This is a genomic window from Neoroseomonas soli, assembly GCF_018129065.1.
Lineage (GTDB): Bacteria > Pseudomonadota > Alphaproteobacteria > Acetobacterales > Acetobacteraceae > Neoroseomonas > Neoroseomonas soli.
In genome coordinates, this window is sequence record NZ_JAAEDM010000004.1 from 112,665 (window position 1) to 136,368 (window position 23,704).

28 protein-coding genes are annotated in these 23,704 nt (G+C 70.9%); 12 read left to right on the top strand and 16 right to left on the bottom strand.

Going from position 1 to position 23,704, the window contains the following annotated elements; genetic code table 11:
• The first annotated feature begins 106 nt into the window (after nucleotides 1-106).
• The 4 genes from GXW76_RS02730 (at nucleotide 107) to GXW76_RS02745 (ending at nucleotide 4,146) form a co-directional block, all read left to right on the top strand.
• Nucleotides 107-1,258 (top strand): Re/Si-specific NAD(P)(+) transhydrogenase subunit alpha, encoded by a 1,152-nt coding sequence (locus GXW76_RS02730; protein WP_211860448.1) that lies wholly within the window; start codon nucleotides 107-109, stop codon nucleotides 1,256-1,258.
• A gap of 13 nt (nucleotides 1,259-1,271) precedes the next feature.
• Nucleotides 1,272-1,667, top strand: a complete 396-nt coding sequence (locus tag GXW76_RS02735) for an NAD(P) transhydrogenase subunit alpha (RefSeq protein WP_211860449.1) — start codon at nucleotides 1,272-1,274, stop codon at nucleotides 1,665-1,667.
• A 4-nt stretch (nucleotides 1,668-1,671) separates the two neighbouring features.
• On the top strand, nucleotides 1,672-3,078 hold the full coding sequence (locus GXW76_RS02740; RefSeq protein ID WP_211860450.1) for an NAD(P)(+) transhydrogenase (Re/Si-specific) subunit beta: 1,407 nt from the start codon (nucleotides 1,672-1,674) through the stop codon (nucleotides 3,076-3,078).
• Between the two features lie 342 nt (nucleotides 3,079-3,420).
• Nucleotides 3,421-4,146 (top strand): sulfite exporter TauE/SafE family protein, encoded by a 726-nt coding sequence (locus tag GXW76_RS02745; protein ID WP_338150874.1) that lies wholly within the window; start codon nucleotides 3,421-3,423, stop codon nucleotides 4,144-4,146.
• An 11-nt stretch (nucleotides 4,147-4,157) separates the two neighbouring features.
• Here GXW76_RS02745 and GXW76_RS02750 read toward each other — a convergent pair whose 3' ends face one another.
• Together GXW76_RS02750 and rpsU are read right to left on the bottom strand one after the other, a co-directional pair.
• Nucleotides 4,158-5,240, bottom strand: a complete 1,083-nt coding sequence (locus GXW76_RS02750; RefSeq protein ID WP_211860452.1) for a hypothetical protein — start codon at nucleotides 5,238-5,240, stop codon at nucleotides 4,158-4,160.
• A 2-nt stretch (nucleotides 5,241-5,242) separates the two neighbouring features.
• Nucleotides 5,243-5,446: a 30S ribosomal protein S21 gene (gene rpsU, locus GXW76_RS02755; protein ID WP_007006360.1), complete on the bottom strand. Its 204-nt coding sequence runs from the start codon at nucleotides 5,444-5,446 to the stop codon at nucleotides 5,243-5,245.
• A gap of 182 nt (nucleotides 5,447-5,628) precedes the next feature.
• Between rpsU and def the strand changes: the two genes are divergently transcribed.
• The 3 genes from def (at nucleotide 5,629) to GXW76_RS02770 (ending at nucleotide 7,425) form a co-directional block, all read left to right on the top strand.
• Nucleotides 5,629-6,150: a peptide deformylase gene (gene def / locus GXW76_RS02760; protein ID WP_211860453.1), complete on the top strand. Its 522-nt coding sequence runs from the start codon at nucleotides 5,629-5,631 to the stop codon at nucleotides 6,148-6,150.
• Nucleotides 6,147-6,746 carry a COQ9 family protein gene (locus tag GXW76_RS02765; RefSeq protein ID WP_211860454.1) on the top strand — a complete coding sequence of 200 codons (600 nt, stop codon included), beginning with the start codon at nucleotides 6,147-6,149 and terminating at the stop codon, nucleotides 6,744-6,746. Before def ends, GXW76_RS02765 begins: the two co-directional genes overlap by 4 nt.
• A 184-nt stretch (nucleotides 6,747-6,930) precedes the next feature.
• A complete protein-coding gene (locus tag GXW76_RS02770) occupies nucleotides 6,931-7,425 on the top strand; it encodes a hypothetical protein (RefSeq protein WP_211860455.1) in 495 nt (164 codons plus the stop codon).
• A 72-nt stretch (nucleotides 7,426-7,497) separates the two neighbouring features.
• On the opposite strand, the gene GXW76_RS02775 is transcribed toward GXW76_RS02770, so the two are convergent.
• From GXW76_RS02775 to GXW76_RS02795, 5 genes are all read right to left on the bottom strand, one after another.
• Complete coding sequence (locus tag GXW76_RS02775) at nucleotides 7,498-8,616, bottom strand: OmpA family protein (RefSeq protein ID WP_211860456.1); 1,119 nt, start codon at nucleotides 8,614-8,616, stop codon at nucleotides 7,498-7,500.
• A 124-nt stretch (nucleotides 8,617-8,740) separates the two neighbouring features.
• Nucleotides 8,741-9,826 (bottom strand): OmpA family protein, encoded by a 1,086-nt coding sequence (locus tag GXW76_RS02780; protein WP_211860457.1) that lies wholly within the window; start codon nucleotides 9,824-9,826, stop codon nucleotides 8,741-8,743.
• Between the two features lie 176 nt (nucleotides 9,827-10,002).
• Nucleotides 10,003-11,127: a 5-(carboxyamino)imidazole ribonucleotide synthase gene (locus GXW76_RS02785; protein WP_211860458.1), complete on the bottom strand. Its 1,125-nt coding sequence runs from the start codon at nucleotides 11,125-11,127 to the stop codon at nucleotides 10,003-10,005.
• The gene (gene purE, locus GXW76_RS02790) at nucleotides 11,124-11,624 is read right to left on the bottom strand and encodes a 5-(carboxyamino)imidazole ribonucleotide mutase (RefSeq protein ID WP_211860459.1); all 501 of its coding nucleotides are present in this window, start codon (nucleotides 11,622-11,624) and stop codon (nucleotides 11,124-11,126) included. The genes GXW76_RS02785 and purE overlap by 4 nt, the downstream gene beginning before the upstream one ends.
• A gap of 217 nt (nucleotides 11,625-11,841) precedes the next feature.
• Complete coding sequence (locus GXW76_RS02795; RefSeq protein ID WP_211860460.1) at nucleotides 11,842-12,042, bottom strand: DUF465 domain-containing protein; 201 nt, start codon at nucleotides 12,040-12,042, stop codon at nucleotides 11,842-11,844.
• 188 nt (nucleotides 12,043-12,230) lie between these two features.
• Here GXW76_RS02795 and GXW76_RS02800 point away from each other — a divergent pair, with 188 nt between their 5' ends.
• A complete protein-coding gene (locus GXW76_RS02800) occupies nucleotides 12,231-12,407 on the top strand; it encodes a YdcH family protein (protein ID WP_211860461.1) in 177 nt (58 codons plus the stop codon).
• Nucleotides 12,408-12,480: 73 nt separating this feature from the next.
• Here GXW76_RS02800 and GXW76_RS02805 read toward each other — a convergent pair whose 3' ends face one another.
• A complete protein-coding gene (locus GXW76_RS02805) occupies nucleotides 12,481-13,041 on the bottom strand; it encodes a DUF1013 domain-containing protein (RefSeq protein WP_211860462.1) in 561 nt (186 codons plus the stop codon).
• 108 nt (nucleotides 13,042-13,149) lie between these two features.
• Between GXW76_RS02805 and GXW76_RS02810 the strand changes: the two genes are divergently transcribed.
• Nucleotides 13,150-13,347, top strand: coding sequence for a DUF1192 domain-containing protein (locus tag GXW76_RS02810; RefSeq protein ID WP_211860463.1), 198 nt, complete (start codon nucleotides 13,150-13,152; stop codon nucleotides 13,345-13,347).
• Between the two features lie 20 nt (nucleotides 13,348-13,367).
• Here the strand turns inward: GXW76_RS02810 and GXW76_RS02815 are convergent, their stop codons facing one another.
• A complete protein-coding gene (locus GXW76_RS02815) occupies nucleotides 13,368-14,093 on the bottom strand; it encodes a winged helix-turn-helix transcriptional regulator (protein WP_211860464.1) in 726 nt (241 codons plus the stop codon).
• A gap of 110 nt (nucleotides 14,094-14,203) precedes the next feature.
• Here GXW76_RS02815 and GXW76_RS02820 point away from each other — a divergent pair, with 110 nt between their 5' ends.
• From GXW76_RS02820 to GXW76_RS02830, 3 genes are read left to right on the top strand one after another with little or no spacing between them, the layout of a single operon-like run.
• Entirely contained in the window at nucleotides 14,204-15,331 is a 1,128-nt protein-coding gene (locus tag GXW76_RS02820; protein ID WP_211860465.1) for an acyl-CoA dehydrogenase family protein, read from the top strand.
• A 31-nt stretch (nucleotides 15,332-15,362) separates the two neighbouring features.
• Nucleotides 15,363-15,821: a cupin domain-containing protein gene (locus GXW76_RS02825; RefSeq protein WP_211860466.1), complete on the top strand. Its 459-nt coding sequence runs from the start codon at nucleotides 15,363-15,365 to the stop codon at nucleotides 15,819-15,821.
• Between the two features lie 59 nt (nucleotides 15,822-15,880).
• On the top strand, nucleotides 15,881-17,392 hold the full coding sequence (locus GXW76_RS02830) for a protein adenylyltransferase SelO (RefSeq protein WP_211860467.1): 1,512 nt from the start codon (nucleotides 15,881-15,883) through the stop codon (nucleotides 17,390-17,392).
• 425 nt (nucleotides 17,393-17,817) lie between these two features.
• Here GXW76_RS02830 and GXW76_RS02835 read toward each other — a convergent pair whose 3' ends face one another.
• The 7 genes from GXW76_RS02835 to GXW76_RS02865 all read right to left on the bottom strand — a co-directional run bounded on the left by GXW76_RS02835 (nucleotide 17,818) and on the right by GXW76_RS02865 (nucleotide 23,653).
• Nucleotides 17,818-18,279, bottom strand: coding sequence for an Hsp20 family protein (locus GXW76_RS02835; RefSeq protein ID WP_211860468.1), 462 nt, complete (start codon nucleotides 18,277-18,279; stop codon nucleotides 17,818-17,820).
• 354 nt (nucleotides 18,280-18,633) lie between these two features.
• Nucleotides 18,634-18,864 (bottom strand): 50S ribosomal protein L31, encoded by a 231-nt coding sequence (rpmE, locus tag GXW76_RS02840; protein ID WP_211860469.1) that lies wholly within the window; start codon nucleotides 18,862-18,864, stop codon nucleotides 18,634-18,636.
• Between the two features lie 100 nt (nucleotides 18,865-18,964).
• Nucleotides 18,965-19,621 carry an ABC transporter ATP-binding protein gene (locus GXW76_RS02845; RefSeq protein WP_211860470.1) on the bottom strand — a complete coding sequence of 219 codons (657 nt, stop codon included), beginning with the start codon at nucleotides 19,619-19,621 and terminating at the stop codon, nucleotides 18,965-18,967.
• Nucleotides 19,614-20,369, bottom strand: a complete 756-nt coding sequence (locus GXW76_RS02850) for an ABC transporter ATP-binding protein (RefSeq protein WP_211860471.1) — start codon at nucleotides 20,367-20,369, stop codon at nucleotides 19,614-19,616. Before GXW76_RS02850 ends, GXW76_RS02845 begins: the two co-directional genes overlap by 8 nt.
• Entirely contained in the window at nucleotides 20,366-21,301 is a 936-nt protein-coding gene (locus tag GXW76_RS02855) for a branched-chain amino acid ABC transporter permease (protein WP_211860472.1), read from the bottom strand. Before GXW76_RS02855 ends, GXW76_RS02850 begins: the two co-directional genes overlap by 4 nt.
• A 98-nt stretch (nucleotides 21,302-21,399) precedes the next feature.
• The gene (locus tag GXW76_RS02860; protein ID WP_211860473.1) at nucleotides 21,400-22,335 is read right to left on the bottom strand and encodes a branched-chain amino acid ABC transporter permease; all 936 of its coding nucleotides are present in this window, start codon (nucleotides 22,333-22,335) and stop codon (nucleotides 21,400-21,402) included.
• 13 nt (nucleotides 22,336-22,348) lie between these two features.
• Nucleotides 22,349-23,653, bottom strand: a complete 1,305-nt coding sequence (locus GXW76_RS02865; RefSeq protein ID WP_211860474.1) for an ABC transporter substrate-binding protein — start codon at nucleotides 23,651-23,653, stop codon at nucleotides 22,349-22,351.
• Nucleotides 23,654-23,704 lie beyond the last annotated feature (51 nt).

The window sequence follows — 23,704 nt, forward strand, 5'->3', positions numbered from 1 at the left end:
CGGCACCCGGCGGCCGGTCGATGCATGGTCATCGCGCATGCTGGACACCCAGCCGCGCCCCTTGTAGGTCCGAAGCCGCACATTTGGGCGCAGGGAGACCTCCCGCATGAGAGTTGCGGTCCTGTTGGAACGGCGGAACGGGGAGACCCGAGTCGCGGCTACGCCCGAAACGGTCAAGAAATATATCGGCATGGGTCTCGAGGTGACGGTCGAGCAGGGGGCGGGCCTCGCCTCCGGCATCACCGACGCCGCCTATGCGGAAGCCGGCGCGAAGCTCGCCGCCGATGCGGCCGGGGCGCTCGCCGGGGCGGGCATCGTGCTCAAGGTCCGCGCGCCGCTCGCCGCCGGGGAAGGGGAGGTGGACGAGTTCTCCGCCATCCCGCGCGGCGCGCTGCTGATCGGCACGCTCGGCGCCGACGCCGATGCCGCGGCCCGCTACGCCGCCGCGGGGATCGAGGCCTGCTCCATGGAATTGCTGCCGCGCATCACCCGCGCGCAGTCGATGGACGTGCTGTCCTCCCAGGCGAACCTCGCGGGCTACCGCGCGGTGATCGAGGGGGCCACGTCCTACGACAAGGGCTTCCCGATGATGATGACGGCGGCCGGCACCGTGCCCGCCGCCAATGTCTTCATCATGGGCGCGGGCGTGGCGGGGCTTCAGGCCATCGCCACCGCGCGCCGCCTCGGTGGCCGCGTCTCCGCCACCGACGTCCGGCCCGCGGCGAAGGAGGAGATCAAGTCCCTCGGCGCGTCCTTCGTCGGCTACGAGGACGAGGAGAGCAAGGCTGCCCAGACCGCCGGCGGCTACGCCAAGCAGCTCTCGGCCGAGTTCTACGCCAGGCAGGCCGAGGTCGTGGCCGCGCACATCGCCAAGCAGGACGTCGTGGTCTGCACCGCCCTGGTGCAGGGCCGCCGCGCGCCGACGCTGGTGACGGCCGCCATGGTCGCCTCGATGAAGCCGGGCTCCGTCATCGTGGACATCGCGGCGGATGCCGGCGGCAACTGCGCCGTGACGAAGCCCGGCGAGATGGTGGTGACCGAGAACGGCGTGAAGGTGCTCGGCTTCACCAACTGGCCCGGGCGCCTGCCGGCGGCGTCGTCCGCGCTCTATGCGCGCAACCTCCTCACCTTCCTCTCGACCTTCTGGGACAAGGAAGCCAAGGCGCCGAAGCTGCCGGAGGAGGACGAGATCGTGAAGGGCGTGACGCTGACGCGCGGCGGCGCCGTGGTGCATCCGCTGATGAAGCCGGCGGCGTGAGGGGGCAGGGACGATGAACCCGACGGAACTCGCAACCCAGGCCCAGTCCATGGCGCAGCGCGCGCTGGAACTGGCCGAGCAGGCGCGGCGCGCGGCCGAGGTCGCCGCCCCCGTGGCCGCGGCCGCGGAGCCCTTCCTCTACCTGCTGACGATCTTCCTGCTCGCCTGCTTCGTGGGCTACCACGTGGTGTGGAACGTCACCCCGGCGCTGCACTCGCCGCTGATGGGCGTGACCAATGCCATCTCCTCGGTGATCGTGGTGGGCGCGATCCTCGCCGCCGGCACGGCGGAAGGGACGGTGGCACGGATCTTCGGCTTCCTCGGTGTGACGCTCGCCGCGGTGAACATCTTCGGTGGCTTCATGGTGACGCGGCGGATGCTCGCCATGTTCAAGAAGAAGGGGGGCTGAGCCGATGGCGACCACGCTTTCGACGCTCGCCTACCTGGTCGCGTCGGTTCTCTTCATCCTCGCGCTGCGCGGGCTGTCCCATCCGGAGACCAGCCGCACCGGCAACATGTACGGCATGATCGGGATGGGCATCGCCATCCTGGCGACGCTGTTCAAGCCGGGCATGGGCTTCGGCGGCATCGCGCTGATCGTCGCGGGGCTGGCCATCGGCGGCACGGTCGGTACCGTCGTCGCCCAGCGCATCCAGATGACGGCGCTGCCGCAGCTCGTCGCGGCCTTCCACTCGCTGGTCGGCATGGCGGCGGTCTTCGTCGCCGCGGCGGCCTTCTACGCGCCGGAATCCTTCGGCATCGGCACGCGCGGGCATATCCACGGGCAGTCGCTGGTGGAGATGTCGCTCGGCCTCGCCATCGGTGCCATCACCTTCTCCGGTTCCGTCATCGCCTTCGCGAAGCTCGCGGGGAAGATGTCGGGCGCGCCGATCACCTTCGGCGGGCAGCATTGGCTGAACCTCGCGCTCGGCATCCTGCTGCTGGTGCTGGTCATCGCCTTCGTCGCCACGGGCAATGGGCTGCTGTTCTGGCTGATCGCGTTCCTGTCCTTCGCGCTCGGCTTCCTGCTGATCATCCCGATCGGCGGGGCGGACATGCCTGTCGTCGTGTCCATGCTGAACAGCTACTCGGGCTGGGCGGCGGCGGGCATCGGCTTCACCATCGGCAACCTGCTGCTGATCGTGACCGGCGCGCTGGTGGGCGCCTCCGGTGCGATCCTGTCCTACATCATGTGCAAGGGCATGAACCGCAGCATCATCAACGTGCTGCTGGGCGGGTTCGGGTCCGAGGGCGGCGTGGCTGCCGCCGGCGGCGGCGATGCCGACCGGCCGCCGGTCAAGGCAGGCTCGCCCGAGGACGCCGCCTACATGATGAAGAACGCGCAGAAGATCATCATCGTGCCCGGCTACGGCATGGCGGTGGCCCAGGCGCAGCAGGTGCTCCGCGAGATGGCGGACCTGCTGAAGAAGGAAGGGGCGGAGATCAAGTACGCGATCCACCCCGTTGCCGGCCGCATGCCCGGGCACATGAACGTGCTGCTGGCGGAAGCCAACGTGCCCTACGACGAGGTGTTCGAGCTCGAGGAGATCAACCCCGAGTTCGCGGATGCCGACGTCGCCTTCGTCATCGGCGCCAACGACGTGACCAACCCGGCGGCGAAGACCGACAAGTCGAGCGCGATCTACGGCATGCCGATCCTGGACGTGGAGCGCGCCAAGACGGTGTTCTTCGTCAAGCGCGGCATGGCCTCCGGCTATGCCGGGGTGGAAAACGAGCTGTTCTTCCGCCCCAACACCATGATGCTCTTCGGCGACGCCAAGAAGGTGACGCAGGAGATCGTGCAGTCGCTGCAGCGCTGAGGCTGAAGGCCGGGGGGGGGAAGCGAACTTCTCCCCCCGAACCCCCCTCAACCTTCTTTGGCGCCTGGGAACTGACAGCCCAGGGCATAGCCAAGAGGCCAAAGAAGGGAGGGGGATCGGGGGAGGTTCTCCTCCCCCGACCTTACTTGTCACTTCCATGAATCGCCGCCCGCAGTCCCCCGCTGAATGCGCGGGGCCGTTCGGGCGCGCCGGCAGCAATCGCCTTGGCGCCGCGCCGCCAGGCGATTGGTGTAGCATTGGGCGCAAGCGCCATGCCCGACACTGGCCGCACACGCTCTTCGGAGATGCGCTCTGGCCCAGGATATCGCCCTGTACGCCGCCATCGGCTTCCTCGCCCAGTTGGTGGACGGGGCGATCGGCATGGCCTACGGGCTGACGGCGACCTCGGTGATGGTGGCGCAGGGTGTATCGCCCGCGGCCGCCTCCGCCGCCGTGCACGCGGCGGAGGTCGCCACCACCGGACTGTCGGGGCTGGCCCATTGGCGACTCGGGCATGTCGAGCCTCGCCTGCTGCGGCGCCTGGCGCTTCCCGGCATCCTGGGCGGCGTCGCCGGGGCCCTGCTGGCGGGGCAGCTGCCGATGGAGATCCTGAAGCCGGCGGTGAGCCTCTATCTGCTCGGCATGGGGTTCGTGGTGCTGTGGCGCGCCTGGATCGGGCTCGCGCCGGAGACCTCGGCGCCACCGTCGGACCCCATGCCGCTCGGCTTCGGCGGTGGCTTCCTCGATGCCGTGGGCGGCGGCGGCTGGGGGCCGATTGTCACGTCAACGCTGATCGGGCGCGGGCTCGATGCGAAGATCGCGATCGGCACCTCCAACGCGGCGGAATTCTTCGTCACCTGCGCGGTCGCGGCGGCCTTCCTGACCTCGATCGGCGTGAGCATCTGGCCGCTGGCCGTGGGGCTGGTGATCGGCGGGGCGTTGGCCGCGCCGTTCGCGGCGCTGGCGACGCGACACATGCCGGTGCGGCCGCTGATGGCCATCGTCGGGATGGTGATCGTGCTGCTGTCGGGCTCGTCCCTGCTGCGCCACCTCGGCCTGCTGGCCTGAGGCGCAGGCCTTCAGCGCGCCCCTTCGGGCCAGGGCATGCCGTGCAGCGGCTGGCCGGGACGCGCGCGTTCGAAATTCGTCCAGGTGCGGCAGTCGACGCGCGCCCAACCGCCGCCCGGGGGCGGGTCACCGAAGGCGATCGGCGGGCAGCGCTGGCTGGCGTCGAGCCGCGCCGCGGCCTCGTCCAGGTTCTGCCGGCGGGAGAAGCCGCGGTTCTCCCACCTTTCCCAGCGGATCATGCCGAGGTCCCGCGCGAACCAGATGCGCTCGAGGTGGGTGGATTGCGGGATCGGGACGGCCCGCCCGTAATGCTCGGTGACGATGGTGTCGATCATGGCCTCGCCCCGGCCGCCGGTGGTGTCCCGCCAGGGGATGGCGATGCGCGCGATGCGCCAGCGCGTCAGGCTCCCGTCGAAGGCAGGCGGGCAGGCTTCGATGCTCGGGGCCATGCGCAGCCGGGCGATGCGCTCGACCCAGCCATCCGGCCCCGGGCGGCCGGGCGCGGCCAGGAGCCAGCCCTGCATTCCGCCATCCGGTCCCCTGGCGCAGCCCGGGGACCGCATCCAGCCGCCGTGCCGGCCGTCGCCCGTGTAGATGATGTAGGCGCCGCCATCCTCGGGCGCGATGCGGATGACATGGGCGGCATCGCCGTGGGTGCCGTCGAAGACCCCGAAGCTTCGCCCGTCGCCGCCGAAATCCATGGACTGGATGACGACGTCGCGGCCGAGCCAGGTCGCGCGCAACGAATCTGACGCCTGGAAGCCCTCGGGGCGGCGGGCGGCGATCGCCACCGCGGGCCAGTCATGCTTGCGGTAGGGCAGGGCGTCGGAGAAGCCGAGCGGGCGGCGGCGGGTGCAGCCGGGCTCCACCGGCAGCAGCCCGGGCACCGGCGCGCCCCGCGCATCGACGCAGGCCACCTGGACCAGGAAGGGCACCCAGTCCTGCGCCCGCGCCGGGGCGGAAAATGCGAGCAACGGCGCGACAAGCGCCGAGGCCGCAAAAGCAAAGGCGCGGATCGCATGGGCGATCCGCGCCGGCATGAATTCAAGCGACCGAAGGCAGGAGAGGCGCGCCGCGAACGGACGCGCCGTCATCCTCAGAAGCCTTCGCGCTCCAGGCGCTTGCGCTCGACCTTGCGGGCGCGGCGGACGGCCTCGGCGGCCTCGCGCGCACGGCGCTCGGACGGCTTCTCGTAGTGCCGGCGAAGCTTCATCTCGCGGAACACGCCTTCCCGCTGAAGCTTCTTCTTGAGCGCCTTCAGCGCCTGGTCGATGTTGTTGTCCCGAACGACGACTTGCACGCGGCGCAACCTCCTGCGCGTTGGATGTGGCAGAAAACAAAGACTTCCGGCGCGGCCGGTCACCCGGTCCGCGGAAGAGGCGCAGCGTGTAGCATGGATTCGCTTCGTTCCGGAAGCCCTCCCGCGCCAGCGAGACGCCCTATATCAAGGTCGGCGCCACTTTCCCGAGCCCCTGGACCGCCATGGCCATCCTGAAGATCGCCCGCATGGGCCACCCCGTCCTGCTTGCCCCCGCCGCCGAGGTGGAGGACCCCACCGCGCCCGAGATCCGGCGCCTGGTCGCCGACATGGCCGAAACGATGGAGGATTCCGGCGGCATCGGCCTTGCCGCGCCGCAGGTCCATGTCGGGCTGCGCCTGTTTGTCTGGCGCACCGGGGCGGGCGGCGTCTCCGCCCTGATCAACCCCGAGCTCGAGCAGGTGGGGGAGGAGACGGAGACCGCCTGGGAAGGCTGCCTTTCCATTCCCGGGCTGCGTGGCGCGGTCACCCGCGCCTCCCGCATCCGCTTCCGCGGCCTCGACATCGACGGCAGGGCCGTGGAGGGGGAGGCGGCGGGCCTCGTCGCCCGCGTCATGCAGCACGAGACGGACCACCTGGACGGCATCCTCTACCCGATGCGGATGGAGGACCTGGCCCTCTTCGGCTTCAACGAGGAACTCGCCCGTGCGGCCGCCCAGCGCGCCGCCGAGAAGGAGGAGACATGACCGAGGCCGACCGCGACGCGCGCGACGCGGCAATTCGTGCGCTGCTGCCCCTGGTGCCGGCCCGCGGCTGGACCTCGCGGGCCATCGCCGCCGCCCTCGCCGGGGCCGGACTGCCGGAGGAGGAGGCGACCTTCCTCTTCCCCCGCGGCGCGGTCTCGGCGGTGGAGGCCTGGCTCGACCTCGCGGACCGCGAGATGGCTGAGGCGGCGGGCGACCTCTCCGCGCTGCGCACGCCGGACCGCATCCGCACATTGGTCGCCGCGCGGCTGCGGCAGGCGGCGCCGCACAAGGACGCGATGCGGCAGGCCACGGCGCTGCTCGCATTGCCCTGGAACGCGCCCGCCGGGCTGCGCGCGGCGGCGCGGACCGCCAGTGCCATGTGGTATGCGGCGGGCGACCGCTCGGCCGATTTCTCCTGGTACACGCGCCGCGCCAGCCTTGCCGCGATCTACGGCGCCACGCTCGCCTTCTGGCTGCGCGACGATTCGGAGGATATCGGCCCGGCACTGGATTTCCTCGACCGGCGCATGGCGGATCTGGCGCGGTTGACGCGCTGCCGCCGGCGCGGGGCGGCCGGGAAGGCAAAGGCGGCCTGAGCCTGCGGCGCCGTCTTCATGCCGGCATGCAACACATTGGTGCGGTTCGGGATTGAAGTTCGTTTTTCGATTCCGTTGCAGCGGGTGATGCGCTATCAGCGCCGGTCAGGAGCCTTGCTGCTGCTGCCCCTGCGGGCGCCGGCGCCAGGCCCGGACCATTCCTGCAGGGGAGCGCCCGGCGCCCATGACCAAGTCCCGCACCATTCTGGCCGCGATCTGCGGCGTCATCCTGGCAGGGCCCGCCCTGGCCAATGCCTGCCTGCGGCCGGAGGAGCGCAGCGCGCTCGACGTCCGCGCGCTGCGCACCTACCTGATGGTGAGCGCGCTGAACTGCCGCCAGGGCGACAGCTACAACCAGTTCGTCCGCCGCTTCGGCAATGAACTCGGCGTCGCCGAGCGCGCCGCCGTCGCGCATTTCACGCGCGCCTATGGCGGGCAGAGCCGCACGCGCCTCGACTCCTACAACACGAACCTCGCCAACGAGCATTCCGAGGACGCGATCCGCTCCGGCACCTTCTTCTGCCGTGACGCGGAGCCGCTGTTCCAGCGCGCCCTCGCGACGCCGGGTGGCGAGCTCGCGAAGTTCGCCGCCGAGCGCAACATCCCGCAGTCCTACACTGCCAGCGACTGCACCACGGCCGCGCCGGCGCCGCGCAGCGCACGTACGTCGCGCCGCTGATCGGGGCTTCGTCCCGAACGCGAAGGGGCGGCCCTCGGGCCGCCCCTTCTGCGTTTCAGGGCTCGCCGCGGATCAGCGAAGGACGATCTCGACCCGGCGGTTCTGCGGCTCGCGCGCGCCGTCGGCGGTGGGCACCAGCGGCTGGGTCTCGCCGAGCGCGGTGACGGAGAGCTCCTCCCGCGCGATGCCCAGGCGCACCAGCTCGGCGGCGACAGTTTCCGCACGGCGGCGGGAGAGCGCCTGGTTGTACTGCACCGTGCCGGAGCGGTCGGCATGGCCCGCCACCTCGATCCGGGTGCTGCGCTGCGTGCGGGCCTGCTGCGCCGCCTCGGCGATGATCTGGCGGGCGCGGTCGGTGAGATCGGCACGGTTCCAGTCGAAGAAGACCAGGAAGCTGCGTTGCGCCACCGGCGCGGCGGCAGGCGCCGGCGCGGGCGCCGAGGGGCGGGAGAGCGCGTAGCGCAGCCCCAGCATCAGGCTGTGGTTGTAGTTGTCGGGCTCTGCCGTGCCGGTGGCGACGGTCGCCCCCGTCGTCGGGTTGTCGAAGCGTGCGTGCAGCCGCGGCTGCAAGGTGCCGAGGAAGCGGTATTCGGCGGTGACCGAGAGGCCGGGCGCGAATTCCAGCGGGAAGGCGAGGCCGGCGATGCCCTGGTAGGCGAAGCGGCCGTCGCTGTCGTCGATGGTCATGCGCAGGGCGCCGTTCTGGCCCACGCCGCGCACGCCGGCCCAGTCCGTGACGACATAGCCCGCACCGATGCCGACATAGGGCACCACCGGCCCGAAGACGCCGAGGTCGAGCATCAGGTTGCCCATGACGCCCCAGCTCTCCTGCCGGCCGCCGGGATCGCCGTTGCGGGCCCAGCCGGCGACGCCGGATGTGCCGTCCACCTCGTTGCTGCGCCAGGACCCTTCGATCTCGGCCCGCAGGCCGTTGCCGAAGCCCCAGCCGAGGCTCAGCACGCCCGCGAATCCGGGGCCGAATCCCACCGTTCCGGAGGAGCCGTAGCCGGCCCGCCCGAGGCCGAGTGCGGCGGCTCCGCCGAGGTTGAGGTCCGAGTCGGGCACCAGGTTCATGCCGGCGCCGCCCGCGATGTAGGGGCCCTGCGGGAACTGCGCAGCCACCGGCGCGGCTGCGAGCGGAGCCGCGGCGAGGGCAAGGGCGAGGCGGAGGCGGTGGTGGGTGGGAAGCATGGACGTATCTGGAATCACTGCGCGCGGCTGCGTGAAGTCTGCAGGAGGTCGTCGGTTGCTGCAATGCAGAAAGGGGCGCCTCGCGGCGCCCCTTCCCTTGGAGACCTTGCGCTGTCGCGCAGGATCAGCGGAGGACGATCTCCACGCGCCGGTTCTGCGGCTCGCGGACGTTGTCGCCGGTCGCCACCAGCAGCTGGCTCTCGCCGACGCCGCGGGTGGTGATCTCGTTCCGGGGCACGCCCAGGCGGACGAGCTCGGCGGCGACCGCGTTGGCGCGGCGGACCGACAGGCCCTGGTTGTACTGCGGCGAGCCCGAGGTGTCGGTGTGGCCGGTCACCTCGATGCGCGTCACCGCCTGGCGGGTGCGGGCCTGCGCCGCTTCCGAGATGATCTGGCGCGCGCGCTGCGTCAGGTCGGCGCGGTTCCAGTCGAAGAACACTAGGAAGGTGCGCGCCGGCGCCGGGGCAGCGGCAGGCGCCGCCACCGGGGCGGCCGTGCGGCCGAAGTTGTAGCGCACGCCAACCAGCAGCGAGTGGTTGAAGTTGTCCATGTCGAACGACACGGGGTCACGCGCATTGAAGTTCTGCCCGTTCACCGTGACGTTCGCATTGGCGCGGCCGTCGATCGTGTGGCCGGTCGTGCCCATGAAGCGGTACTCGGCGGTCAGCGCGAGGCCCGGCACGGCGTCGATCGGGAAGGCGAGGCCGACGATCGCCTGGTAGGCGAAGGCGCCCTCGGTGCCACCGACGTCCACACCGGCGGAGGCGTTGTTCGAGTTGGCGCGGAAGCCGAGGCTGTCCACGTCCTGCCAGACGTAGCCGATACCGGCGCCGAGGTACGGCATCACGCCGCCCAGGTTGAAGTCGTACAGGGCGTTGACCATCAGGCCGTAGCTGCTGACGGTCCCGCCGGCGCGCGGCGCATTGATGCCGTTCACCTTGATGTTGTCGACGTCGTTGGTGCGGTAGCTGCCCTCGAGCTCGGCGCGCAGGCCGTTGCCGAAGCCGTAGCCGACGCTGAGCACGCCGGCCCAGCCCCACTCAAAGGAGGCCTCGACGCCCTGGTCGCTGGTGCTCTGCAGGTAGTTGGTGCCGAGGCCGGCGCCGACATACACGCCCCGCACCCGCGGATCGCCCCAGCTCGTCTGCGCCTGCGCCGCCATCGGGAGCGACAGCAGGGTCGCGGCAAGAAGCGTCTTCTTCAGGCTCATCGTAATTCTCCTGATCGGGGCCCCTCGCGGGACCGGAAAACGGGCCGGGTGGCCGACGGGCTCAACACTTCCCCGGAACATCATCCTCTACCACTCTGATGATGCTGCGCCATAGCAGGGCGGAATCTTCGCTTCCGACTGTGACATCCGGGACACGATATCGGGTGGCAAATCGGTCACAAGCCGCGCAGCGCCTCGGCATCCGTCATCCCGGCGAGGCTGCCTTCCGGCAGCAGCCGCGTGGCATGGCCCATCTTGCGCCCGGGGCGGGCCTCCGCCTTGCCGTAGAGATGCGGGACCACGCCGGGGGAGGCGACCAGCCGCGGCCAGGCGGCCATCCCCTCCGGCCCGATCAGGTTCTTCATCACCGCGTCGTGGTGGCGCGCGGGGGAGGCGAGCGGCAGCCCCGCCACCGCGCGGATGTGCTGCTCGAACTGGGATGCGGCGCAGGCATCCATCGTCCAGTGCCCTGAATTGTGCGGCCGCGGCGCGATCTCGTTGCCGAGCAGCCTTCCGTCGGGGAGCACGAACATCTCGAGCGCCACCAGCCCGACCAGTTCGAGCCCCTCGGCGACCTTGGCGACGTGGGAGCGCGCGGCCGCGGCCACGGCCTCCGGCAGCCGCGCGGGGGCGAAGGAGAGGTCGAGGATGTGGTGCGCGTGGCGGTTCTCCGCCGGGTCGAAGACGGCCACGGTGCCATCCTCCGCCCGCGCCGCGATGGCCGACACCTCGGCCACGAAGGGCACGAAGGCCTCCAGCACCAGCGGCCTGGGGGAGAGGCGCGCATAGGCCGGGGCGAGGTCCTCCGGCCGGCGCAGCACCGCCTGCCCGCGCCCGTCATAGCCGAGGCGCGTCGTCTTCAGCACCGCGGGCAGGCCGAGCTCCGCCACCGCGGCTTCCAACTCGGCCTCGCTGCCCACGGCGCGCCAGGGCGCCACCGGCACGCCGATCCGCCCCAGGAAGGCCTTCTCGGCCACCCGGTCCTGGCAGGTGGCGAGCGCTGCGAGGCCCGGGCGGCAGGGCACCAGCCCGGCCAGGGCCTCGAGCGCCGCGGCGGGGACGTTCTCGAACTCGAAGGTCACCACGGCGACCGAGGCGGCAAAGCGGGCCAGCGCCTCGCGGTCCTCGTAGGGTGCGACGGTGCGGTGGGCAGCCACCATCATGCCGGGGGAATCCTCCTCCGGCGCATAGACATGGCAGGCGTAGCCGAGCCGCGCGGCGGCCAGCGCCGACATGCGGCCGAGCTGGCCCCCGCCGAGGATGCCGATGACCGAGCCCGGGGGCAGGGGGGAGGCCGTCATGCCGGCAGGTCCGGCACGCTTTCCGTCTGCGCGGCGCGCCAGGCGTCGAGTCGCGCCGCCAGCGCCGGGTCGGAGGTCGCGAGGATCGCCCCCGCCAGCAGCCCGGCGTTCACCGCCCCGGCGCGGCCGATGGCGAGCGTGCCGACCGGGATGCCGGCCGGCATCTGGACGATGGAGAGCAGGCTGTCCATGCCCTTCAACGCATGGCTTTCGACCGGCACGCCGAGCACCGGCAGCGCGGTCATGGAAGCCGCCATGCCCGGCAGGTGGGCCGCCCCGCCGGCGCCGGCGATGATCACCTTCAGCCCTCGCCCGGCGGCCGACTTCGCATAGGCGAAGAGGCGGTCCGGCGTGCGATGGGCGGAGACGACGCGCGTCTCGTGCGGGACGCCGAGCTGCGCCAGCGTCTCGGCGGCGTGGCGCATGGTCTCCCAGTCGGACCGGCTGCCCATGATGATGCCGACCAGGGGCGCCCCGGCGCCCGACTCACCTGTCATCCGTCAGTCTTCCTGTCCTTGAGCGCGACCGTTCAATCCTGGCCGCGCCAGAAAAATGGCGGCGCGAGGCGTGGCCCCGGGCCCGGCGCGCGACCGTCCGCCTGCGCCGGAGCGCCGATGCCCCGCGAAGCCGAAGGCGGGCGGACGAGCGCCCGTTGCTCCGCAACGAGGATGGGTGCCCGGACGCGGGCCGTCCGGCGATTGGGGGCGCACGAAATCACGCGATGATGTCGGGGACGAGACGGCCTTCCAGCCAGGAGATCTCGTCCTTGAGCTTGAGCTTGCGCTTCTTCAGTCGCTGCAGTTGCAACTGGTCCACCGCGGACCCGTCAATCCGGGCGATGACGGTGTCGAGGTCGCGGTGCTCGCTGCGCAGTTCGTGCAGGCGGCGCAGCATGGCGTCACGGTCGGCGATCATGGCCGGCGGCCCCGAAGCGAAGTTGATGGATGCATCCTGCTCGGATCGCCCATATCATGCCACGGCCGGGGCGCGACAGGCCACTCCCGGTAGTCGCACCCCGGTTTCCGCGGGGCCGGATGCCCGGCCTCGAATGAATGCCTCGGCCCCAGGGCCAGGGCACCAAACCGGATGAGGACGCGCATCGCATGCCGATGAATGCCCGGATCGCCTCCCTCGAGGAACGCCATGCCTCCCTCGAGCGCCGGATCCTGGAAGAAGACCGCCGCCCCCGTCCCGATGAGACGGAACTGGCCCGCCTGAAGCGGGAAAAACTACGACTGAAGGAGGAGATGGAACGGCTGCGCGCCGCGACGCGCCACTGAGCCGGTTCCCCGCGCCGGGCGGCCCGCCTCTGCGGGCCGCTTGCGGCACGGGGCGAGAGCAAGTCCCGCCGCCTCAGGCCGCGTCGTCGGCCGCCGCATGCGGCTCGGCGGGCTCGCCGCCGCCGATCGCGGCCACGGCCGCATTGAGGTCACCCTGGGTGCAAAGGCCCAGGATGACGGGGTCGCGCGGCTTGATGTTCGGCGTGTTCCAGTGCGTCCGGTCCCGCACCTTGGCGATGGTGTCCTTGGTGGTGCCGAGCAGTTTCGCGACCACCACATCCGGCAGCGCGGGGTAGTTGCGCAGCAGCCAGGCGATGCCGTCCGGCCGGTCGTTGCGCTTGGAAACCGGCGTGTAGCGCCCGCCCTTGGCCTTGATCTTCGGCAGGACGATGCTGCTTTCCTGCAGGGCCAGGCGGGCGGCGGGGTCGGCCTCGCAACGGGCGATCTCCTCCCGCGTCAGCTGGCCGGAGGCGATCGGGTCGAAGCCGACGATCCCCTGCGCGACCTCGCCATCCGCGATGGCCTGGATCTCGAGTGGATGCATGCCGACGAAATCGGCGATCTGCTCGAAGGACAGGGAGGTCTTGTCGATCAGCCACACGGCGGTGGCTTTCGGCATGAGAGGCTGTGGCATGGCGAACCTCGAGGGCGGAGGGGCAGGAGCGAACCCCCGCATCATTGACGCCCCCTATAATGACGCGGCCGGGCAGGGTCAAAGCCCGGATGCGGAAAGGATGCGCCCATGGCCCTGACGGATGAGGAAGACAACCTGCCCCGGCGGCGAAAGATTCTGCAGCCGCCACGCTTCGACGGCTGGGATGTGGGGCAGTTGCGCGAATACATCGAAGAACTGCGCGCCGAGATCGCCCGCACCGAGGCCGCCATCGCCTCCGGCCAGGCTCAGCGCGCGGCGGCGGAAGCACTGTTCCGCAAGCCGTAGGCGCCGGCCCCTGCCCGCGGTCAGGGCGCCGGCGCGGCGGCGGCCTGGCCCGGCGGCAGCGTGCCCGCCGGCGCGAAGGCGCTGAGCGCGAACCACACCGGGAAGGCCGCGACATCCTGTCGCGACCCGTCCAGGGAAAGCCGCCCGTCGCGCAGTGCCTGCGCGATCTGGATGTGCCCGAGCCAGATCTCGGTCAGCACGCGCAGCGTCGCGGTGACGAAGAGCGCGACCTCATGGCCGGGGTCGCGGTAGCAGAGATCCACCTCGCCACGGTCGAAGACGAGCCAGTAGCGGCGATGGGTGATCGGCGCGCCGCTGACCTGGAACTCGACGACGAAGCGGCGCTCGCCGGCCGCGGCGCGACGCTCGACGTTGCGCCGTATGTCCCACATCAGCAGGTCGGGATCGAGGTTCGTCGGCTCGACCAGCCTGTGCCGCAGCCAGCGCTGCGCCCAGAGGCCCATCTGCTCGACGAGGGGGAACATCTCCCGCCCCGCCGGCGTCAGGTGATACTCCGAGGTGCCGTTCGCGCCCTCGCGCCGCTCGACGATACCGGCGAACTCCAGTTCCTTCAGGCGGCGCGCGAGCAGCGAGGAGGACATGCGCGGCACGCCGCGCTGCAGGTCGTTGAAGCGCACGCTGCCGCAATGCAATTCGCGGATGACGAGCGGAGTCCATCGCTGCGTAAGCACCTCCGCAGCGATCGAGACAGGACAGAACTGGCCGTAGCCCGTCGTCTCGCCCATGCGCCTACCTACCACGCCGTAATGCGCCGACCACTGCATATTCTGAAGTAGCGAAGCCCCGCGCCGTGGCGCGACTGTCCCGCTGCAACGACATGCACGGAGAGACTTCCATGACACGTCATCTCGATCTGCCCGCACTGGTGCACATCATCGGCCCGCGCTTCGCCGAAGGCGCCGCGGAGCGCGACGCCACCGACACCTTCGTCGATGCGCACTACGACGTGCTGAAGGAGCACAAGGTCTTCTCGGCTCTTGTGCCGAAGGAACTCGGCGGCGGCGGTGTGACCCACCGCACCATGTGCGCCTTCCTGCGCGAACTGGCGCATTACTGTTCATCGACCGCGCTGGCATTGTCGATGCATCAGCATCTTGTCGCCGCCGCGGCGTACAATCACCGCAACGGGCGGCCGGGCCAGAAGCTGCTGGAGCGCGTCGCGGCGTCGGAAGTGGTGCTGATCTCGACCGGCGCCGCCGACTGGATGGAGTCCAACGGCAGCGTCGAGCGTGCGGAGGGCGGCTTCCGCGTCAGCGCGCGCAAGCCCTTCGCCAGCGGGTCGCCGCGCGGCGGCGTGCTGGTGACGTCCGCTCCCTACGAGGACCCGAAGGAAGGCTGGCAGGTGCTGCACTTCCCGGTGCCCTTCTCGGCCGAGGGCGTGTCCCTCGCCGATGACTGGCGCACGCTCGGCATGCGTGCCACGGGGTCGCAGACCGTGATCCTGGACAAGGTCCTCGTGCCGGAGGAGAGCGTCGTGCTGCGCCGTCCGCGCGGGCGCTTCCACCCCGCATGGAACGTCATCCTCACGGTGGCGATGCCGCTGATCATGTCCGTCTATACCGGCGTGGCGGAAGCGGCGGCGGCGATCGCGCGGGAACAGGCGGCGAAGCGGCGCGACGATCCCTCGGTGCCCTATCTGCTCGGCGAGCTGACGAACGAGCTGACGACGGCGCAGCTCGCGACCGACGACATGGTGCGCCTGGCGGACGACCTCAATTTCTCGATGGGGCTCGACGTCACCGACGCGATCCTGGTGCGCAAGACCATCGCGGCGACGCATGTCATCGCCACCGTGGAGAAGGCGCTCGAGGCCGCGGGCGGTGCGGGCTTCTACCGCCGCCTCGGGCTCGAGCGGCTGCTGCGCGACGCGCATGGCGCGCAGTTCCACCCGCTGCCGGCCAAGCGGCAGCAGCGCTTCACCGGCCGCGTGGCGCTCGGCCTCGATCCGATCGCCGATGGCTGAGCCGATCGACACCGAACGAAGGAGAACGACGATGAGGAACGTGATCGTGGCACTTGCATTCGGCTTCGCCGGCACGGCGCTGGCGCAGCAGGTGCCGCCGATGGCCCATGGCACGCCCGGCGCGCACGGCACCCCGGCCGCGGCAGCCCCCGGCTTCCGCCCGACCGTGCTGCTCGAGACACCGCTGCTCGGCACCGAGCAGCGCATCTACCGCCTCTACACCATCGACTTCGCCTCGGGCGGGGCGACGCCGCGCCACATGCACCCTGGTGACGAGATCGCCCTGGTGACGGTGGGCTCGGTGACGCTCGAGATGGAAGGCGAGCCGCCGCGCACCTTCCAGGTCGACCAGACCTTCCATCCGCGCCCCATGACGCCGCATGTGGCACGCAACGCCTCGACGACTGGGCCGGCGCGGGTGTCGGTCAGCAGCATCACCGAGGCCGGCAAGCCGAGCACGATCATGCTGCCGCCGGCGGCGACGAACTGACGGGACAGGGCGGCCTGGGCCTTGTCCCGACGGGGCGGGAGCGCGATGTGCGGGGGGTGATGCCAGACACCCCGCTCCTTGCCTCCGCCCCGCCAGCCCGGTCCGGCCATGCGCCGTGCTTCGACAATTCCTATGCGCGGCTGCCGGAGCGGCTCTTCGCCCGGCTGCCGCCGACGCCGGTCTCGGCGCCGCGGCTGCTGCGGCTGAACGCGCGGCTCGCGGAGGAAATGGGCCTCGATCCGGCCTGGCTATCGGGCCCGGATGGCGTCGCGATGCTGGCCGGCAATGCCATGCCCGACGGCGCCGAGCCGATCGCCCAGGCCTATGCCGGCCACCAGTTCGGGCAGTTCGTGCCAAGCCTCGGCGACGGCCGCGCCATCCTGATCGGCGAGGTGGTGACACCGGCGGGCGAGCGGCGCGACATCCAGTTGAAGGGCTCCGGCCCGACGCCCTTCTCGCGGCGCGGGGATGGGCGGGCGGCGGTCGGCCCCGTGCTGCGCGAATACATCGTCAGCGAGGCCATGGCCGCCTTCGGCATCCCGACGACGCGCTCGCTCGCCGCCGTCGCGACCGGGGACGCGGTGTTCCGCGAGGACGCGCTGCCCGGCGCCGTGCTGACCCGCGTCGCGGCAAGCCATCTGCGCGTCGGCACCTTCCAGTATTTCGCCGCGCGGCGGGACACGGACGCGCTGCGGGTGCTCGCCGAGCACGCCATCGCGCGGCACTACCCGGAGGCGGCCGGGGCGGCGAACCCGGTGCTCGCATTGTTCGAAGGCGTGGTGGCGCGGCAGGCCGCGCTGGTGGCGCGCTGGCTGCTGGTCGGCTTCATCCATGGCGTGATGAACACCGACAACTGCGCGATCTCGGGCGAGACGATCGACTACGGGCCCTGCGCTTTCCTCGACGAGTATCACCCCGAGAAGGTGTTCTCCTCGATCGACCAGTTCGGCCGCTATGCCTACGGCAACCAGCCCGGCATCGCGCATTGGAATCTCGCCAGGCTGGCGGAATGCCTGCTGCCGCTGATTTCCGAGGACGAGAACAAGGCGCTGGAACTGGCGCAGGATTCGCTGGCCGGCTTCGCCCCGCGCTTCGGCGCCGCCTGGCGGGAAGGGCTGTTGCGCAAGATCGGCCTGGCGGCGGAGGAGGAGGCCGACGAGGCGTTGGTGCAGGACCTCTTCACCCTCATGGCCGAGGGGAGGGCGGATTTCACCCTGACCTTCCGACGCCTGTGCGACGCCGCCGAGGGGCAGGGGGCGGATGCCGCGCTGCGGGCGCTCTTCGCTGACCCGGCTGCTGTGGATCCATGGCTCGTGCGCTGGCGGGCCCGGCTGGCGCGGGAGGGTGCCGGTCGCGCGGAGGCGATGCGGGCCGTGAACCCGGCCTATATCCCGCGCAATCATCTGGTGGAGGAAGCGATCGCCGCCGCCGTGCAGCGCGACGACCTGGCGCCGTTCGAGGCGCTGCTGTCGGTGCTGGAGCGCCCCTTCGAGGAGCAGCCCGGCCGCGAACGCTACGCTGCGCCACCCCTGCCCGAGGAGCGCGTCCTGCGCACCTTCTGCGGGACCTAGAGCGGTTTCCGTTCGCCTCGGCTCACGAACACCGCTCCAGGCCTTTGTTCTTGCGAGCATCTTCACCCGATCAGGTGATTCCACCTGATCGGGATCTGCTCTGGACAGCAACTGCCTCGGATGCCGAGGCGTGTCCCGCGCGCGGGGCGGTTTCATCCGCGGCGCGTCGGGCCGTTCCGGTGAGTGGGGTCGCTTGCCACGGCGACGGGTAGCATCCGCGCGGCCTTGACCGCCGGCGCGCGTTCACGCGCCTGCGGCGACTGTCAGTCCGGGTGCGGCCGCGCTCACGGTCCTACCGAGGACATCGGGTTGCATTCGCATGACCTGCACCAGAAGGGCCGAGCGCGTCGCGCCCGGCCCGCCTTGGTAACGGACAAAGAAGGGAGGTGGTCCGGGGGAGGTTCTCCTCCCCCGGGAAGCGCGCCTTACGCCGCCTGCGCGGCCTCACCGGACAGCACCGGCCGGGCGCCCTGCACCGGGATGCGGCGCGGCTTCAGAGCCTCGGGCACCACGTGCTTCAGCTGCACGTGCAGCAGGCCGTTCGCAAGGTCCGCGCCCTCGACCACGATGTGGTCCGCGAGGACGAAGCGGCGCTCGAAGGCGCGGCCGGCGATACCGCGATGGAGGAAGCGGCGGCCATCCTCGGGCTGCGGCTGGGGCCGCCCGGTGATGGTCAGGGTGTTCTCCTGCGCGGTGATGTCGAGGTCGCCCTCGGCGAAGCCGGCCACGGCCATGGTCAGCACATAGCTGTCATCGCCGGTCTTCTCGATGTTGTACGGGGGGTAGCCGTTGCCTTCGGAGACGGTCCGGGCGTTGTCCATCAGGCGCGCGAGCCGGTCGAAGCCGATGGCGGTGCGGAAAAGAGGGGAGAAATCGACGGCGTTCATGGAACCTCCTGCCTCAGCAAGGTTCGTTGCACGGCGGATCCGGTATCACGGGCCCCACGAGGGCGACCCACCCGTTCCGCGCCGGCGGCCCCCGAGGGGCACCACCGGCGACGATGGACATGGACAGCGCCGTTCCGGTGTTCAAGAGGGCCGGCAGTGCCGCACCGGTCGTGACGTGGGCAAGGACGCGCGGCGGGTCCTGGAGGGCGGCGGAACGCAAAGCGGCCCGAGGCGCATGCCCCGGGCCGTGAATTCTGGTCGCCGTTCCGCCTGGACCAACCGCCGTCGCGGGCGGGATCGAGCGGGGCGCCGATCTGGGCGCGCGGCTATGCGCGCCCGCCGCCGGAAGGGGAACTACGCCTTCTTGCGGGTGCCGATGCCGGCGAACTTCTTGTTGAACTTGGCGATCTGGCCGCCGGTGTCGATCACGCGCTGCTGGCCGGTCCAGGCCGGGTGCGACTTCGGGTCGATGTCCAGACGCAGCGTCTCGCCGGGCTTACCCATGCAGGAGCGCGTCTTGAACTCGGTCCCGTCGGTCATGATGACGGTGATCTCGTGGTATTCCGGATGGATGTCGGGCTTCATCGGGCGGCACTCATGCAGGATGGCCCGCCGATTCCGACCGGCAGGCAGGGAAGGGGGCGTATAGGGGAGAGGGCGGGGCGGCGCAACACGCCTCCCCGGCTCAGGCCGCGGCGATCTCCCCGCGCTCGATCACATAGGTCTGTTCCACCAGCGGGCGAAGCAGCTCCGGGTTGCTTTCGGTTATCAGGATGGCGACGTCCGGCAGGGCCGCCCGCAACCGCTTCAGCGCCTCCGCGTAACGAAGCGCCAGGGCCGGGGCGAGGCCCTGGAAGGGCTCGTCCAACAGCACCGCCCTGGTGCCCACCATCAGCGCCCGGCCGAGGGCCACCATCTTGCCCTGGCCGCCCGAGAGCCCCGCCGCCTTGCGCGGCGCCAGGTCCTTCAGCTCCGGCAGCAGGGCATAGACCCGTTCCAGCCGTCGCCGGATCTCGTCCGGCGGCAGGCGCAGCACCTGGGCGGGGAGGAGCATGTTGTCCTCCACCGTGAAGGAGCCGAAGAGCCGCCGATCCTCCGGCGCGTAGCCGATGCCGTGGCGGGGGCGGTGGTGCGGGGGCAGGCGCGTCTCGTCCTCCCCGTCGATCATCACCTGGCCGGACTTCGCGCCGACGAGGCCCATCAGGGTGCGCAAGGTGGTGGTCTTGCCCGCGCCGTTGCGGCCGATGAGCGCCACGCGCCCGCCGGCGGGGACGGTGAGGGAGACCTGGCGCAGCACCGGCACGCCGGCGATGTCCACGGAGACGCCGGCAAGCTCAAGCATGGCGTTCGATCCCGATCACGTCGCGCTGCACGGCGGGGTCGGAGAGAACCTCCTGCGGCGGTCCGAGGGCCGCGATCCTGCCCTGGCTCCAGACCGCGACGCGGTCGGCGAAGCGTTCCACCACGTCCATGTCGTGCTCGACGAAGACGGCCGTCACCGCCGCGTCGCGCAGCACGCGGGCGAGGGTTTCGACCACCTGCATCTTCTCCGAGGCGGCGACGCCGGAGGTCGGCTCGTCCATCAGCAGCAGCCGGGGCTTCAGCGCCACGGCCATGGCGATGTCGGCGAGTTTCCGCGCGCCCTCGTTCAGCGCATCCGCCCGCGCATCGGCTACTCCGGTCAGGCCGAAGCGTTCCAGCAGGTCGCGTGCCTCCTCGCGGTAGCGGGGGCGCAGCAGCGGGGCCAGGGGCGACCAGATGCCGTCGCGCGACGCGACCGCGAGCGCGAGGTTCTGTTCCACCGTGTGCTCGAGGAAGAGTTGCGGCAACTGGAAGGACCGCGCGATGCCGAGCTTGACGATCGCCCGCGGCGCCATGCCGGTGATGCGCCGGCCCTCATAGGTTATGTCGCCCGCCTGCGGCCGCAGGTAGCCCGTCGTCATGTTGATGAAGGTCGTCTTGCCCGCGCCGTTGGGGCCGATGATGGCGAGGAACTCCCCCTTCATCACGCCGAGGTCGATGCCGTCCGCCGCGCGCACGCCGCCGAAGGCGAGGCGCAGGCCGGTGGCCTGGAGCAGCACCTCGCTCATCGCCCGCGCCCCCCGATGGCCCGCGCCGCCATGCCCCAGAGCCCTCCGGGCGCGAACAGGATCACCAGCAGCAGCACCGAGCCCAGGATCAGCTGCCAGGCATCGGCGAAGGACGCCGCGGCGTAGACCCGCACCAGCTCATAGGCGGCCGCCCCGAGGAAGGGCCCCAGCACCCCGCCGGCGCCGCCGAGGATGGCGATGAAGACCAGCTCGCCCGATCCGGTCCAGTAGGCGAGCAGCGGCGTGACGTGGCGCGACGTCATGGCGATCAGCGCCCCGCCGATCCCGCCCACCACCGCCGAGATGACATAGGCCGAGAGCAGCACGCCGCGTGCCGGCACGCCCATGAATTCGAGCCGCGTCTCGCGCGTCTTGATGCCCGCCAGCGCTTCGCCCATCGGGGAGGCGAGGTAGAGCCGCAGCAGCAGCCCCAGCACCAGCGCGAGGCCGAGTGCGATGCCGAAGATGGTCCATTCATAGGCGACGCGGTCGAGCACCTGTCCCGCGACCGGCGGGATCTCGACCCGGATGCCGTCGCTGCCCTTGGTGATGTGGTAGAGCTTCTCGAGCAGCGAATAGAACACCATCGACATCGCCAGGTTCAGCATGCCGAAGAAGATCTGGCGGTAGCGCGTCACGAACAGCCCGATCACCAGCCCGAGCAACCCGGCGCCGACGGCCGCGACGGCCAGCAGCACCACCGCGTCGTTCAGCTTCGGCGCCAGGAAGGCGACGATATAGGCGCCGAACGCGACATACAGCGCATGGCCGAAGGAAACCTGCCCCGCGCGCAGCAGCAGCATGATGCCGAGCACCGCAATGCCCTTGGCGAGCGCGATGGTCAGCACGAAGCGCAGCCAGGGCGCGGCGATGGCGGCGGCGATCAGGGCGGCGGCGAGCAGGATCGCCAGGACGGGTTCGATCTTCCTCATGGGATGGCGGGGCCGATCCAGCCCTCCGCGCCCGGTCCCGGGGTCCCCGCGAAGCGAGGCTTCGCGGGGTGGGTTGGCGCTCCGGTGGTCGGGCCCGCTCATACGCGCCGCGTCTCGGCCACGCCGAACAGGCCCTGCGGCCGCACCAGCAGCACCAGCACCATGATGATGTAGGGCACCACGACCTCCAGTTCCGGCTCGAAATACACGGCGATGGAGCGCCCGAGCCCCATCATCAGGGAGGTCAGCGCCGCGCCCTCGATCTGTCCGAGGCCCGCGGTCGCGACCACGGCGAAGGACAGCACGATGGTCTGCGCCCCGATCCCCGGCACCAGCGCGGCGGTCGGGGACGACAGCGCCCCACCCAGCGCGGCCAGCGCCGCACCGAAGGAGAAGGTCAGCAGGTAGATCCGCGCGGCGTCGATGCCCATGGCCGTCGCCGCCTCACGGTCCGTGGTGACGGCGACGATCACCCGGCCCGTCAGCGTCCTGCGCAGGAACCAGGCGAGGCCGACCAGCGTGACGATGGCGAAGCCCGGCAGCATGAAGAGCTGGTAGTTGGTGAAGGGGATGACATCCCCCGCGAAGGGGATGTCGATGGTGCCGAGCAGCGTCATCGCCGTGTCGTGGTGGATCGGCTGCACGCCCCAGACCAGCTTCTGCACGTCCTCGAGGATCATGAAGAGGGCGAAGGTGACGAGGAGCTGCACCACCTCCTCCTGCCCGTAGATGCGGCGGAGGAGCAAGCGTTCGATCAGCGGCCCCAGCACCGCGCCGACCAGCGCGGCCGAGACGACCAGCGCCGGGATGGATGCCCATCCCGGCAGGCCGATGCTGGCGAGGAAGATGCCGATCGAGGCCGCCGAATAGGCCCCGATCGCATAGAGCGAGCCATGCGCGACATTGATGATGCGCAGCACGCCGAAGACGAGGTTCAGCCCCACCGCGACGAGGAAGATCAGCCCCGCGGAGGACAGCCCGTCCAGCAAGGCCAGGCCGAGAAGGAGGCCATTGTCCTGGAACCACTCGGCCATGGCGTGCCCCGCCTCAGATCGAACGGCCGGCCGACTGGATGAAGTCCGGCTTCAGCGTCTTGAGCCAGTCGGTGCTCTTCTGACCGACCGGGGCCGAGATCTGCGCGCCGGTGTAGAGCATCATCTCCTTCGGCACCGAGAAGGGGAACCGGTCGTTGAAGGAGGACAGGCCGACGATCTGGTCCTCCAGCCCCTGGCCGTCCTCGCGCAGCGTGATGGTCGAGGTCGGCGTCGGGAAGGTCAGGCCGCGGAAGGCGTTGGCGAGTTCGGCATCGGACGGCCAGCCGCCGTTCTTCGCCGCCACCGCCTTTTCCAGCGCCGCCTTCAGCGCCCAGAGCGCCTGAGCCATGTGGTGGCAGGGGTAGATCGGCCACTCGTTGTACTTCTGGCGGTAGGCGTTGACGAAGCCGTTGAAGAGCTGCGGGTTGGCCGGCGCCGGATGGTTGTTCCAGTGGTCGCCGCGCGTGCCGATGATGTGGCCTTCCGGCATGGAGCGGCCGAGCGTCGGCAGCGAGGCCTCCGCCACCGGCAGCACGAACATGGAGCGTTCATGCAGCCGCCGCTCGGTCGCCTGGCGGACCAGCGTCACCAGTTCCCCGCCCCAGGAGGTGGAGAGGATGACATCCGGCCGCAGCGCCAGCAGGCGGGTGATCTCGGTCGAGAAGTCGGTCGAGCCGAAGCGGGGGAACATCTCGGCCACCACGCGCACGCCGGGCTTCAGCGCGTCCATGCCGGCCTTCCACAGTTCCCACGAATCGCGGCCCCAGGCGTAGTCCTGGTTGATCACCGCGACGGTGCGGAAATCCGGCTTCTTGCGCAGCAGGTACAGCAGCGGCGCGAGCACTTCCGGCGTGCCGTAGCCCTGGGTGCGGAAGGCGTAGTCCCAGCGGTTCTCCTCGAAGATGCGCTGCGTGCCGCAGTCCCACAGGATGGTGACCCTCTGCAGTTCCCGCGACAGCGGCGTGCAGGCGAGGCAGGAGCCCGAGGAGATCGCCTGGAACATCACCTGCACGCCCTCGGACTGCACCAGGCGGCGGAATTCGCCGACCAGGTGGTCGGTGCCGGGGCCCTCGTCCACGAAGATGGCGCGCAGCGGCACGCCGGCGACGCCGCCCGCGGCGTTGATCTGCTCGACGAGCATCTCGCAGGCCTTGCGTGATGGCACGCCGAAGACCGAGGCCGGCCCGGAGAGGAAGGTGGTGACGCCGATCTTCAGTTCGGCCGGCTTCTGCGCCGGCTGGGCGGAGAGCGTCGCGGGCAGCAGCACGGTGCCGAAGCCGGCGGCGAGTGCCTCGCGACGCGTCAGCGATGCGGTCATCCTTCAGTCCCTCCCATCAGGGTGCGACCCGGGTTGGTCCCCGGGCTTCGG